At 60.9% G+C, this 13,672-nt stretch carries 11 protein-coding genes; 3 read left to right on the forward strand and 8 right to left on the reverse strand.

Features of this window, described 5'->3' with window-relative positions; all coding sequences use genetic code 11:
• Window positions 1-81: 81 nt before the first annotated feature.
• The 3 genes from WH299_RS00390 to WH299_RS00400 form a co-directional block, all read right to left on the reverse strand.
• Complete coding sequence (locus WH299_RS00390; protein WP_339549366.1) at window positions 82-672, reverse strand: nucleotidyltransferase family protein; 591 nt, start codon at window positions 670-672, stop codon at window positions 82-84.
• Window positions 669-1,655 carry an XdhC family protein gene (locus WH299_RS00395; protein WP_122726436.1) on the reverse strand — a complete coding sequence of 329 codons (987 nt, stop codon included), beginning with the start codon at window positions 1,653-1,655 and terminating at the stop codon, window positions 669-671. Before WH299_RS00395 ends, WH299_RS00390 begins: the two co-directional genes overlap by 4 nt.
• 139 nt (window positions 1,656-1,794) lie before the next feature.
• Window positions 1,795-3,126, reverse strand: coding sequence for a dicarboxylate/amino acid:cation symporter (locus WH299_RS00400; protein WP_028617588.1), 1,332 nt, complete (start codon window positions 3,124-3,126; stop codon window positions 1,795-1,797).
• A gap of 338 nt (window positions 3,127-3,464) precedes the next feature.
• Here WH299_RS00400 and WH299_RS00405 point away from each other — a divergent pair, with 338 nt between their 5' ends.
• Complete coding sequence (locus WH299_RS00405) at window positions 3,465-4,463, forward strand: AraC family transcriptional regulator (RefSeq protein WP_016979763.1); 999 nt, start codon at window positions 3,465-3,467, stop codon at window positions 4,461-4,463.
• Window positions 4,464-4,517: 54 nt separating this feature from the next.
• On the opposite strand, the gene WH299_RS00410 is transcribed toward WH299_RS00405, so the two are convergent.
• From WH299_RS00410 to WH299_RS00420, 3 genes are read right to left on the reverse strand one after another with little or no spacing between them, the layout of a single operon-like run.
• Window positions 4,518-5,864 carry an ATP-binding protein gene (locus WH299_RS00410; RefSeq protein WP_028617590.1) on the reverse strand — a complete coding sequence of 449 codons (1,347 nt, stop codon included), beginning with the start codon at window positions 5,862-5,864 and terminating at the stop codon, window positions 4,518-4,520.
• The gene (locus WH299_RS00415) at window positions 5,861-6,538 is read right to left on the reverse strand and encodes a response regulator transcription factor (protein WP_016973689.1); all 678 of its coding nucleotides are present in this window, start codon (window positions 6,536-6,538) and stop codon (window positions 5,861-5,863) included. Before WH299_RS00415 ends, WH299_RS00410 begins: the two co-directional genes overlap by 4 nt.
• Window positions 6,539-6,556: 18 nt before the next feature.
• Window positions 6,557-6,865 carry a hypothetical protein gene (locus WH299_RS00420; RefSeq protein ID WP_028617591.1) on the reverse strand — a complete coding sequence of 103 codons (309 nt, stop codon included), beginning with the start codon at window positions 6,863-6,865 and terminating at the stop codon, window positions 6,557-6,559.
• A gap of 147 nt (window positions 6,866-7,012) precedes the next feature.
• Here WH299_RS00420 and WH299_RS00425 point away from each other — a divergent pair, with 147 nt between their 5' ends.
• Window positions 7,013-7,729 (forward strand): 4'-phosphopantetheinyl transferase family protein, encoded by a 717-nt coding sequence (locus WH299_RS00425; RefSeq protein WP_339549368.1) that lies wholly within the window; start codon window positions 7,013-7,015, stop codon window positions 7,727-7,729.
• An 81-nt stretch (window positions 7,730-7,810) separates the two neighbouring features.
• Here WH299_RS00425 and WH299_RS00430 read toward each other — a convergent pair whose 3' ends face one another.
• Together WH299_RS00430 and WH299_RS00435 are read right to left on the reverse strand one after the other, a co-directional pair.
• The gene (locus tag WH299_RS00430; RefSeq protein ID WP_028617593.1) at window positions 7,811-9,421 is read right to left on the reverse strand and encodes an ATP-binding protein; all 1,611 of its coding nucleotides are present in this window, start codon (window positions 9,419-9,421) and stop codon (window positions 7,811-7,813) included.
• Window positions 9,418-10,143 carry a response regulator gene (locus tag WH299_RS00435; protein WP_028617594.1) on the reverse strand — a complete coding sequence of 242 codons (726 nt, stop codon included), beginning with the start codon at window positions 10,141-10,143 and terminating at the stop codon, window positions 9,418-9,420. The genes WH299_RS00430 and WH299_RS00435 overlap by 4 nt, the downstream gene beginning before the upstream one ends.
• 553 nt (window positions 10,144-10,696) lie before the next feature.
• On the opposite strand from WH299_RS00435, the gene WH299_RS00440 reads away from it, so the two are divergent.
• Complete coding sequence (locus tag WH299_RS00440) at window positions 10,697-13,591, forward strand: ribonucleoside-diphosphate reductase subunit alpha (RefSeq protein ID WP_028617595.1); 2,895 nt, start codon at window positions 10,697-10,699, stop codon at window positions 13,589-13,591.
• The last annotated feature ends 81 nt before the right edge of the window (window positions 13,592-13,672 follow it).

Below are 13,672 nucleotides of genomic sequence, written 5' to 3' on the forward strand. Positions count from 1 at the left end.
CGGCTTGCCGGCGATAGCGGTATACCCGCCAACTCACCTTTGACTGATACACCGCAATCGCTGGCAAGCCAGCTCCTACAGTTAGCGTGCAGAGAAATTCAAAGATTGCGGCAGGTCGACGTCCCAGAGTACGCCGGGGTCATCTACTGGCACCTCCCGTACCGTCGCCTGAGCAAACAATGGCCTGGCGCCGCGATCACCCGTCAAGGCCATCAGCCCAGCCCCCAATGCCTGGCCAAACGCCACGGGATGCCCGTAGCGCCCATCCTGCAACGGCACGCTGATACCGCCCTCCTCCAGCCCATCGATCACCCGCTCAATACTCGACGACCGGATAAACGGCATGTCCCCCAGCACCACCAGCCAGCCATCTGCCGGGCCACTGGCCGCCACCGCCGCCGCGATGCTGTCGCCCATACCGGCCGAACGCAGCAGCAGCACTTCGCAGCCATAGGTTTCAGCCAACCGAATGACATCCGTACGATCAGGTGCCGTCACCACCCAACGCTTCACGACGCACTCCGGCAGGTTCACCAGCACCTGCTCGATCACCGGCCGCACCTTGCCGTCCAGGCCAACGCAATCCGCCAACAACTTGTCCTTGTCCGCCCCGGCTTCGGCGCGGAAACGACTGCCCTGCCCCGCCGCCAGCACAATCGCAGTGACTGTCACTCAGCAACCACCGGCAACGGCTTCTTCTGCATCGGTGCCACGCCGTTCTTGATCGCGACAATTTCCGCCATCAACGACAACGCAATTTCGGCCGGCGTGTGGCTGCCAATATGCAAGCCGATCGGCCCATGCAAGCGCGCAATCGCCTCCGCCGACAACCCCAGCGCCGCGAGATTCTCCCGACGTTTCTGGGTGTTCACACGCGAACCGAGGGCGCCGATGTAGAACGCCGAGGAATTCAGCGCCGTGAGCAACGCCATATCATCCAGGCGCGGGTCATGGGTGAGGCAGACGATGGCCGTGCGCTCATCGGTCTGGATGTTCAGCACCGCTTCATCGGGCATGCCCGGTACAAAGCGGCCGTGCTGCTCTTCCCAGCCGTAGACGAATTCGTCGCGCGGGTCGCAGATCAGCACTTCGAAATCCAGCAAGCGCGCCATTTCCGCCACATAACGCGACAACTGGCCGGCGCCGATCAACAGCAGGCGCCAGCGCGGGCCATAGATGGCGCGCAAGCGTTCGCCATCGAAGGTCACGACATCCGTCTTGCTCGCGCCGCTCAAGGTGACCTTGCCGGTGCCCAGGTCAAGCTCGCGTGCGACGATCTGATGATCTTCACACCGCGCCAGCAGTTCAGACACCCACTCCCACTCGTCCACGCGTTCCTCGGTCAGGCGCAGGGTGCCACCGCATGGCAGACCAAAACGCGCAGCTTCATCGCGGGTGACACCGTAGGTCACCAACTGCACAGGCGGCCCGTCTTCAGGCAAGCGACCATCCTGCAGGCGTGCAATCAAGTCATCCTCGATGCAACCACCCGACACCGAGCCGATCACCACACCATCGCCGCGCAACGCCAGCATCGCCCCTGGCGGGCGTGGTGCGCTGCCCCAGGTCTGGACCACGCTGTACAACACTACTCGCTGCCCGGCGCGGCGCCATTCGAGCACGCTGCGCAGGACATTCAAATCAACACTGTCCACAAAACCTCCTGCAAGCGTCACAAACGATTCACTTACTGTAAAACAAAAGCAGCCAAAGTAATGCGCCAGAAACGCAAACGCCCCGAACCAGTCGGGGCGTTTGTGGGTGGCTGTGGCGTCAGGTCACGCCAGCAGCGGCTTACTTGACGACAGGTGCAGGGCCTTCAGCCACGCCCAGGTCATCCAGCTCGCGGGTTTCCGAGATACCGGTACCGCCGGACGCCAGCTCGCTTTGCAGCTTGTCGGTGTCCAGTTCCTTGACCCACTTGGCCACAACGATGGTGGCAACCGCGTTACCCACCAGGTTGGTCAGCGCGCGAGCTTCGGACATGAAGCGGTCGATACCCAGGATCAGCGCCAAGCCGGCAACCGGCAGGTGGCCTACGGCCGACAGGGTGGCAGCCAGTACGATGAAGCCCGAACCGGTCACACCTGCAGCGCCTTTGGAGGACAGCAGCAGCACCAGCAGCAGGGTGATCTGGTGGGTGATGTCCATGTGGGTGTCAGTCGCCTGGGCGATGAACACGGCAGCCATGGTCAGGTAGATCGAAGTACCGTCGAGGTTGAAGGAGTAGCCGGTTGGAATCACCAGGCCTACTACGGATTTCTTCGCGCCCAGACGCTCCATCTTGATCAGCATACGTGGCAGTGCGGATTCGGAAGACGAAGTACCCAGAACGATCAGCAGCTCTTCACGGATGTAGCGGATCAATTTGATCACGCTGAAACCGTGGGCGCGGCAGATACCACCCAGCACCACCAGCACGAACAGGATGCAGGTGATGTAGAAGCAGATCATCAGTTGGCCCAATTGCACCAGGGAACCCACACCGTAGGCACCGATGGTGAACGCCATGGCACCCAGGGCACCGATTGGCGCGAGCTTCATGATCATGTTGATGATGTTGAACATCACGTGGGCGAAGCGATCAATGAAGTCCAGCACCGGCTTGCCGTAGGCACCCAGGCGATGCAGGGCGAAACCGAAGATCACCGAGAACATCAGCACTTGCAGGATGTCGCCGTTGGCGAAGGCGCCGACGATGGTGTTAGGGATCACATTGAGGATAAAGCCGACGATGCTCTGGTCTTTACCGGCAGTGACGTAGGCCGCCACTTTGGAGGCGTCCAGGGTCGCTACGTCGATGTGCATGCCGGCGCCCGGTTGCACGACGTTCACCACGATCAGGCCGATCAGCAGCGCGATGGTCGAAACGATTTCGAAGTACAGCAGCGCGTAGCCGCCGGTCTTGCCGACCGATTTCATGCTTTGCATGCCAGCGATGCCGCTGACAACGGTGCAGAAGATGATCGGGGCGATGACCATTTTGATCAGTTTGATGAACCCGTCACCCAGTGGCTTGAGGGCCACACCAGTCTGCGGGTAGAAGTGACCGAGCAAAATACCGATAACGATTGCAACGATCACCTGGAAGTACAGGGATTTGTAGATTGGCTGACGAGTCGTCATTGCAAAGTTCCTCAATCGTCCCGTGTGGCAAAGATCCGCCATTGCCCACGACACTTGAATTGCGAACCCTCCTGCACTGGAGGGATTTGTTGTTTGCGAGCCCTGTAGGAACAAGCCTGCGCTGTAATCCCTATCGCAAACGCCGTGCCACTTTACTGAAAAACCCTGAAGGCCTTTAGACATCAGGGCTTGGGGTTTTGAAGCGCCCCTTCACGCAGCAAAACAGATGGCGGATTTCCGCCCACTCGTCCAATCCCGTCCTACAATTTGGCGGATATCCGCCTTGTGACCGCATTCGGGGCTGACTACCATCAGCCCTCCATGGACGAGGCCTTCGCATGCGTGAACGTACCATCGCCAGTCATTACGCCAGGGCGGCCCTCGGCGGGGCGCGTCGGGCCGGCTATGACTACTCGGGCTTGCTGCAGCAGGTGGGCATTACCCCGGAACTGCTGACCGAACCCCGCGCCCGTATCGCGCCGGAGCAGTTCACCCGCCTGCTGCAAATGCTGTGGCTGGCACTGGACGACGAATACCTGGGGTTCGCCGACGGCCCGAGTAAACGCGGCACCTTCGCCATGATGTGCCACGCATTGATCCACTGCCGCACCCTGGAGAAGGCTCTGGAACGCGGTTTATTATTTTATAGCCTATTCCCACAAGGCCCGCGCTGGCAGCTGACACGCGAAGGCGAAATGGCCCGCTTGAGCCTGGACGACTCGCAGTTGTGGGATCCGGATCATTTCTTGAGTGAGTGCCTGCTGGTGATCTGGCATCGACTGGGCAGTTGGCTGATAGGCCAACGTATCCGGCTGCATCAGGCCACTTTCAGCTACCCAATGCCGGCGCACGCCGGTGAATATGACCTACTGTTTCCCTGTGCGCAGGTATTCGGTGCACCGAACAGCAGCCTGGTGTTCCCCGCGCGCTATTTGAACCTGCCGTTGTTGCAGGATGAACGCACCCTCAAGCACTTCCTCGAGCGCTCACCCGCCGACTTGCTCTCTCGTCCGGATGAAGGCGACAGCTTGAGCAGCCAGCTACGCCGCTTGCTCAGCCGCGACCGCACGCCCTGGCCGGACCTGGAAGCCGTCGCCCAGCACCTGCATATCAGCCCGCAGACCCTGCGCAGGCATTTGCGTGAAGAAGGCACCAGCTTTCAGGCGCTCAAGGATGAGTTGCGGCGAGACATCGCCATCTATCATTTGGGCCGGGCGGATTTGTCGTTGCAGGAGATTGCCGAACAGCTCGGGTTTTCGGAACCGTCGGCGTTTCATCGGGCGTTCAAGAAGTGGACGGGGCTGACGCCGGGGGCTTATCGAGCGCAGGAGAGTTAGAGGAGAAAGATGTTTTTGTGGTGAGCAGGCTTGCCCACCCGCCACAAAAACCGATCAAACGGCCGGGAAGTGAATCTTGAACGCGGCGCCGCCCAGAGGCGAATCCCCCAAGGTCAGCCGAGCGCCATAACTTTCAATGATGTCCTTGACCACCGCCAAGCCGATCCCCTGCCCCGGATGTTGGCGGTCCAGCCGTTCACCTCGCTGCAGAATCCTTGCACGCTGATCCGGCGGCACACCAGGGCCATCATCCTCAATACACAGCTCACTGCCTTCGAGGTTTTCCACGAAGCTGATGCGCACTTCGCTCAAACACAGGCGGTAGGCGTTTTCCAGCAGGTTACCGAGCAGCTCCAGCAAGGCGCCCTTCTCGATCGGCACGTCGCATGCTTGCGGCAGTTCAAAGGACACGGTGACGCCTTTGTCGCGGTAGACCTTGTCCAGCGTGTCGCACAGGCTTTGCAGCACCGGTTCCAGCCGCACCTGGTGACGCACCAGGCCGCTTTTTCGCAGGCTGGCGCGCTGCAACTGGTAGCTGATCTGCTGGCTCATGCGCTCGATCTGCGATTGCAGCACCCAGGCCTGGTCGCGGTCTTCCGGGCGCTGGGCCATGTCTTCGCTCACACCTTGCAGTACGGCGAGCGGGGTTTTCAGGCTGTGGGCTAGGTCGTCGAGGGAATCACGGTAACGCGCCCGTTGCTCACGCTCGCTGTGCAGCAAACGGTTGAGGGAGCCGGTGAGGCGTAACAATTCACGGGGGTGTTGTTCGGACAGGCTTTCGCGAGTACCGCCTTCGATCTGGTCAAGTTCCTGGCTCAGTCGCCGCAGGGCTTGCAAACCCCAGGTCAGGCCCAGCCAGAGCAAGGTCAGCAGCACCAGCAACGCGGCGCCAAAGCCCAGGTAGAGGTTTTCGCGCAAGCCTTCGAGGGTCAGTTGGTATTCGCGCACCGGCTGCAGGGCAACGATACTGAACGCCGCACTCTTGCCGCCCAGCAGCCTGACCTCGACGTCGTAGACGAAGAATTCCTGGCCGTTGGCCTCACGGATCCGCGCAAATTCATTGCCGCGCCCGTCGTAGCGCGGCTTGTAGTTGATGTTTTCTTCCTTGGTCGCCCGCGAACGCCACACCAAGTGACCTTCACGGTCATAGATGTAGCCGAGCAAGCGGCTGTCGGTGAGGTTGAAGCGCTCATCCGGCAACTGCGCCGGCATCAACAGGCGGTTGTTTTCCACCCGCGCGGCCGAGATCAGCGTCGTGACGTCCGATGCCAGGCGTTGCTCGATGGAATCCTGCAACGCCAGGCTGAACGCCCCTTGCATCGCCGGCAACAAACCCAGCATGAACAGCACGGCCAGGGTGGCGGCCGCCAGCATCAAGCGCACGCGTAGCGAGCGAATCAACGGCAGCGCTCATTGAACAGGTAACCCAGGCCACGCACGGTGTCGATCGGCTTGAACCCGGCCGGGCCTTCCAGCTTGCGGCGCAGGCGACCGACCAGCACTTCAATCACGTTCGGATCACGCTCGTCATCATCGGGGTAGAGTTGTTCCATCAAACGGTCTTTGGCCACCACTTGCTGGTGATGGCGCATCAGGTACTCAAGGATTCGGTATTCGTAGGCCGTCAGTGCCAAAGGCTGTTCGTCGAGGGACGCCTGCTTGCGGTTGAGGTCCAGCAGCAGCGGGCCCGCGACAATCGTCGACTGGGTAAACCCGCTGGAGCGGCGCAGCAAGGCGTTCATCCGCGCCTCCAGCTCTTCGAACTGGAACGGCTTGACCACGTAGTCGTCGGCACCGGCCGCCAGGCCTTCGACCTTGTCCTGCCAATTGCCACGGGCGGTGAGGATCAGGATCGGGAAGGTCTTGGCCTGGGTGCGAAGTTGGCGGATCAGGTCCAGGCCGCCCATGCCGGGCAGGCCCAGGTCGATGATCGCCAGGTCATGGTTGAACTGGCCGGTCTGGTACAGGGCCTCTTCGGCATTGGCCACGGCCTCCACCACGTGCCCGCTGTCGGTCAGGCGGGTCAACAGGTGATGACGCAGCAGCGCCTCATCTTCTACCACCAGCAATTTCATAAGGCTCTCCAAAGCAAATCAACTGTCCGACAGAGGGATATCATAGCGGCCCTGCAGGTCTTGCGGGCGCAATTGAATGCCATTGAACTGGCCGGTCAGGTGTTCATAGCCGGCGCGATAGGCCGGCTGCGGGGTTGCCAGGCCCAGGGACTGGCCCCAGGGCGTGGGCTGGCTGGCAGATTCTTCGAAACTGACACGCTGGATCAAAGTGCTGGATTTCTTGGTTTTCTCACCGCCGAATGCGGCGAAGGCACCGTCTGCGGCCTGGGCCCCCGTGGCGGCACTGAGCATGGTCAACGCCAACATCAGCTGTTTGATCGCAGTCATGGTGTTACCTCTATGCGTTTGGCTGTTGCCCTTGGGTATGAATCCAGACTACGCAGGCGCCCCTGAACTCCCCCTGAACGAGCTCTGAACCTCGCCTGAACCGCAGCGGGCTATCCTGTTTTGCATCAACTCGGCAAAATACCGCCCATGAACTCCCTACCCGCTTGCTGCACCCCACTCGACACCCATTGGCCGCTGCCCGAATCCTTGCCCGGCACGGTGTTTCTCAGCACGCGCTTTGACCCCGCCTTATTAACGGCCGGCGATTTCCAGCGCAGCGCCGTCCCGCCCCCGGCCAGCATCCAGCGCTCAGTAGCCAAGCGCCAGGCCGAATTCCTGGCCGGCCGACTGTGTGCCCGCGCCGCGCTGCACCAACTCGATCACCTCAACTACATCCCCGCCATCGGTGAAGACCGCGCGCCGGTGTGGCCTGCGCATATCTGTGGCTCCATCACCCACAGCACCGGGCATGCGGCCGCGATTGTCGCGCACAAGGCGCAATGGCGTGGGCTGGGGATGGACCTGGAGACTGTGCTGAGCCTGGAGCGGGCGGAGCGATTGGCGGGAGAAATTCTTACTGCCGATGAACTGCAGCGTCTGGCCGCCTTGCCGAGGGAGCAGATTGCACAATTGGTGACATTGACGTTTTCGGCCAAGGAGAGCCTGTTCAAGGCGCTCTACCCGATTGTGCAGAAGCGCTTCTACTTTGAGCATGCCGAGGTGATGGAGTGGACTGAGGCCGGGTATATAAGGCTGCGACTGCTGACGGACTTGTCCGAGGAGTGGTGCCATGGCAAGGAATTGGCAGGGCAGTTTGCAGTGGATGATGGGCAGCTGTTGAGCCTGGTGGCTGTCGGCGCCTGATAGGGCGCTATTGCCGGCAAGCCGGCTTCTGCATTTGGAATGCATTTTCCTGTAGGAGCCGGCTTGCCGGCGATAGCAGTATCAGGGTTTCTCCTGATCCCTCGGCCAACTCAGGCTAAAGCACGCCCCACCCAAATTGTTGCTCTTGCCAATCAATGCCCGCCCGCCGTGCCAGTAGATAATCCGCCGCACGATCGACAACCCCAACCCGTGCCCGCCAGACGCACGAGTGCGGCTGTCGTCCAGGCGCAGGAACGGCGTGAAGATCCGCTCCCAGGCACTCTCAGGCACACCGGGACCATCATCTTCGACATCGATGCGGCAGCGCACCTGGCCCACCTGATAACTGATCAACACCTGGCCCTGGGCATGGCGCATGGCATTGCTCACCAGATTCTGCAGCGCACGGTGCAGGTAACGCGGCTCGGCGTCGACCCAGGCATCGTCCAAGTGCGCCGACGACAGGCAAATACCCCTGCTCACGTTGACTTGCGGACGCAGTGGCGATAATTCGCCTATCACCTGATCGAGCAGCGCATCGAGGTCGACCCGCTGGAAATTCAGCTCCGGCGAGCCTTGTTCCAGGCGCGCATACGTGAGCATTTCATCGACCAGGCCATCGAGGTCTTGGATATCGCTGTCCATGCCCTCCAGATATTTACGCCGCGCCTCGGCCGTGGTGGCATCGCCGACCATTTCCAGGCCGAAACGCAAGCGCGCCACCGGCGTGCGCAGTTCGTGGGACACCGCGCGCACCAGCTCACGCTGGATCGCCAGCAACTGCTGCAAGTGCTCAGCCATGCCATTAAAGGCTGCGGCCAGACGCCCCACCGAGTCAGCGCCACGGGCCGGCACACGTACTTCCAGGTTGCCCTTGGCGATGCGGGTGGCGGCGGCTTCCAGGCCGCGCAGCCGCCGTTCAAGCTGACGCACCAATAGATAGACGATCAAACCGATCAGGGTCAGGCCGATCAAAGCGATCAGGATCAGCCATTGCGGCGGGTAAGGGTTCATCTGATACAGCGGCCCGAGTTCCAGCACCCACGGCGTACCGACCATGCCGGCAAACACGCGGATCGAGTCGCCGCCCTTGCCCAGGGCCATCACCGTGTCGCCTTCCGAGACACGGCGGCGCTGGTCTTCGTCCATGTCGGCCTGGTCGAGGGTCATCAGGTGCATGTCGAAGCCAAACCCCTTGGCTTCTTTTATATCCGCCAGGCGCTGCGGCTGTTCAGCCACCGGAAAGCGCACCAGTTCGTCGGCAAGCAGGTAGATAGTCGCACGCGCCAGCTGTTCGCTGATCTGCTGCACTTCGCCCGTAAGCACCAACTGCGACTGATCACTGACCAAGCGCAGCACCCGTGCGGCATGAGGCCCGGTCTGCTCCACCAGCACCTGGCCGCGTTGCAGGCGATTGCGCTGGCTCAAGTCCAGTTGCGCCTCGGCCAGGGGGCGCAGGTCCAAGGGAATGCCGAGCAAGCGCTCCCACACGGCCAGGGCGCGCTGGCGTTCGATGGGGCTCATGGGTTGGAGGTTGTCGCCCATCAAGGCGAAGGTGCCGTGGGCCAGGCGCTCGCGGTATTGGCCGCTACGCACCTCGTTGAGCAGGTGCAGGGCCAGCACGCCGAGCAACGCCACCAGAATCAGCGCTGCGCACATGCCGCCGTAGATGCGCAGGAAGATCGAGTTCACAGCGGCATGTCGGCGGCGGCTTCGGGGACGAACAGGTAGCCCTTGCTGCGAATGGTCTTGATCAGGCGCGGATGAATCGGATCGTCACCTATCTTGGGGCGGATACGTGAGATACGCACATCGATGGAGCGGTCCTGGCCGTCGTAGCCGATGCCGCGCAGGGCGATGAAGATTTCTTCGCGGGACAAGATCCGCCCGGCATTGGCCACTAGCAGCCATAAAAGGTCGAACTCGGCGCTGGTCAGCTCGATACTGGCATTGTTCAGCCAGGCTTCGCGCAGGGCGTTGTCCACCACCAGAGGACCGAATTGCAGGCGACGCTGGTTCTCCACGACAGCCGGTTCCGCCGGTTCGCTGCGCCGCAGCAAGGCCTGGATGCGTGCCAGCAACAGGCGCGGGCGCACAGGCTTGCACACGTAGTCGTCGGCGCCCATGTCCAGGCCCAGCACCTGGTCCATGTCATCGGTCCGCGCGGTGAGCATCAGGATCACGCCGTCATAGCGCTCGCGCACCTTGCGGCAGATGCTCAAGCCGTCTTCGCCGGGCAGCATCAGGTCGAGGATCACCAGGTCCGGCTGCTCGTCGATGATGCGCCCCACTGCCAGGGCGCCATCGCCTTCCACGGACACCTGCAGGCCATTGCTCTCCAGATACTCACGGGTCAATTCGGCCAATCGCTGGTCGTCTTCGACTATCAATACCTGCCAGGCTTCTTGCTCCACGGGTGACCTCAATGTCTGTCATAAAAGGCGGGCATGATCTGGGTAACTGCGTAGCCCGATACGGCCGATTGTAGCCACGGGCCAACCCTCAAACACAAGCCGGGAAATCCATTCGGTGATCACGTTTTTTTGTGATAGGGTTCGCGCCCTTCGAAAATGGGCAGGTTGTTTTAAGCCCGAAACATTTAATGACAAACGGCGTAATCCAGCAGCAGTGCGGCCTACACACCCATTCAACCTTTCTTACACATTTTACCCACAGCGTTATCCACAGGTTACTGCGTTGCTAACCCCTCGAAAACGCATTATCTTGTACCTCGGCACTGGAGAAGACCCTACATGTGGGGTTTTTGAAGAAAGCGCCCAACCACACAAGTGGCAAGAAATTCAAGCGTTTTATTGCTAGCGCAGCATGGAACCAACCGATTTTCAGTAGACCAAACCGCTCACGCGGATGGCAGCTGTTTCCCATCCCCGATATGGAAAACGGTACGGGTGTTGCAGGAAGAGCCTGGCACTCGCAATCAAATATAGAACGTGGAGACAACCCCCCATGCAAACCGACACAACTCGCGAGAACCCGCAAGGCTCCGTGCCGCAGGCCGCCGATTCGAACCTGGATCTGTCCGCCACCGCACCTGGCCAATTGCGCGTGATCAAGCGTAACGGCACTGTCGTTCCTTACACCGATGACAAAATCACCGTCGCCATCACCAAAGCGTTTCTTGCAGTTGAAGGCGGCACCGCTGCTGCCTCGTCGCGCATCCACGACACCGTTGCCCGCCTGACCGAACAAGTCACCGCGACCTTCAAGCGTCGCATGCCTTCGGGCGGCACCATCCACATCGAAGAAATCCAGGACCAGGTCGAACTGGCCCTGATGCGTGCCGGCGAGCAGAAAGTTGCCCGCGACTACGTGATCTACCGCGACTCGCGCGCCAAGGAACGTGCCGTACGTTCCCCGGCCGAAGAAGCCGCCGTACAGGCTCACCCGTCGATCCGCATCACCCTGGCCGACGGTAGCTTTGCACCGCTGGACCTGGGCCGCCTGAACACCATCATCACCGAGGCCTGCGAAGGCCTGGAAGAAGTCGATGGTGACCTGATCCAGCGCGAAACCCTGAAAAACCTGTACGACGGCGTGGCCCTGACCGACGTCAACACCGCCCTGGTGATGACCGCCCGTACCCTGGTTGAACGTGAGCCGAACTACTCGTTCGTGACCGCGCGCCTGCTGATGGACACCCTGCGTGCCGAAGGCCTGGGCTTCCTGAAAGTCGCCGACAGCGCTACCCACCACGAAATGGCCGACCTGTACGCCAAGGCCCTGCCGGCCTACATCGCCAAGGGTATCGAATTCGAATTGCTGAACCCGGTCCTGGCCACCTTCGACCTGGAAAAACTCGGCAAGGCGATCAACCACGAGCGCGACCAGCAGTTCACGTACCTGGGCCTGCAAACCCTGTACGACCGCTACTTCATCCACAAGGACGGTATCCGCTTCGAACTGCCGCAAGTGTTCTTCATGCGCGTGGCCATGGGCCTGGCGATCGAAGAGAAGCAGAAAGAAGACCGTGCCATCGAGTTCTACAACCTGTTGTCGTCCTTTGACTACATGTCGTCGACCCCGACCCTGTTCAACGCCGGCACCCTGCGTCCACAGCTGTCCAGCTGCTACCTGACCACCGTGCCGGATGACCTGTCGGGCATCTACCACGCGATCCACGACAACGCCATGTTGTCCAAATTCGCTGGCGGCCTGGGTAACGACTGGACCCCGGTGCGCGCACTGGGTTCGTACATCAAGGGCACCAACGGCAAGTCCCAGGGCGTTGTTCCGTTCCTGAAAGTCGTGAACGACACCGCCGTTGCGGTCAACCAGGGCGGCAAGCGCAAAGGCGCTGTCTGTGCCTACCTGGAAACCTGGCACATGGACATCGAAGAGTTCATCGAGCTGCGTAAGAACACCGGTGATGACCGTCGTCGTACCCACGACATGAACACCGCCAACTGGATCCCTGACCTGTTCATGAAGCGTGTCTTCGATGACGGCAAGTGGACTCTGTTCTCGCCATCCGAAGTGCCGGACCTGCACGACCTGACCGGTAAAGCCTTCGAAGAGCGCTACGAGTACTACGAAGCCCTCACCGAGTACCCAGGCAAGGTCAAGCTGTTCAAGACCATCCAGGCCAAAGACCTGTGGCGCAAAATGCTGTCCATGCTGTTTGAAACCGGCCACCCATGGCTGACCTTCAAAGACCCGTGCAACCTGCGCAGCCCGCAGCAGCACGTGGGCGTGGTCCACAGCTCGAACCTGTGCACCGAGATCACCTTGAACACCAACAAGGACGAGATCGCCGTTTGCAACCTGGGCTCGATCAACCTGCCGAACCACATCGTCAACGGCAAGCTGGACACCGCCAAGCTGGAACGTACCGTCAACACCGCCGTGCGCATGCTCGATAACGTGATCGACATCAACTACTACTCGGTGCCACAGGCGCAGAACTCCAACTTCAAGCACCGTCCCGTGGGCCTGGGCATCATGGGCTTCCAGGACGCGCTGTACCTGCAGCACATTCCTTACGGTTCGGACGCGGCGGTCGAGTTCGCCGACAAGTCCATGGAAGCGGTCAGCTACTACGCGATCCAGGCTTCCTGCGACCTGGCCGACGAGCGCGGCGCCTACGAGACGTTCCAGGGTTCGCTGTGGTCCAAGGGCATCCTGCCGCTGGATTCGCAACAGATCCTGATCGAGCAACGTGGCCAGAAGTACATTGATGTTGACCTGGAAGAATCCCTGGACTGGGCGCCAGTACGTGCCCGTGTGCAGAAAGGTATTCGTAACTCCAACATCATGGCCATCGCACCGACCGCGACCATCGCCAACATCACCGGCGTATCGCAGTCGATCGAACCGACTTACCAGAACCTGTATGTGAAATCGAACCTGTCGGGCGAATTCACCGTGATCAACCCGTACCTGGTCCGCGACCTGAAAGCCCGCGGCCTGTGGGACTCGGTCATGATCAACGACCTGAAGTACTACGACGGCTCCGTGCAGCAGATCGAGCGCATCCCGCAAGAACTCAAAGAGCTCTATGCGACGGCCTTCGAAGTGGACACCAAGTGGATCGTTGACGCCGCCAGCCGTCGTCAGAAGTGGATCGACCAGGCTCAGTCGCTGAACCTGTACATCGCCGGCGCTTCGGGCAAGAAGCTCGACGTGACCTACCGCATGGCGTGGTACCGTGGCCTGAAAACCACTTACTACCTCCGTGCCCTGGCCGCGACCAGCACCGAGAAGTCGACCATCAACACCGGTAAGCTGAACGCGGTTTCCAGCGGCAACCACGGTGATGATTCGGTCCTCGCCGCTCCAGCCGGCCCGGCCCCAGTGCCAAAAGCCTGCGCGATCGACGAGCCGGATTGTGAAGCCTGCCAATAAGCTGAGGCGGTCCCGGGCTTGAAAGCCCGGGATTGAAAAACCCGATAACCCCCGACTGCATGGGTTTATCGGGTTTTTTTA

The organism is Pseudomonas sp. MYb541 (genome assembly GCF_037479595.1).
GTDB lineage: Bacteria > Pseudomonadota > Gammaproteobacteria > Pseudomonadales > Pseudomonadaceae > Aquipseudomonas > Aquipseudomonas canadensis.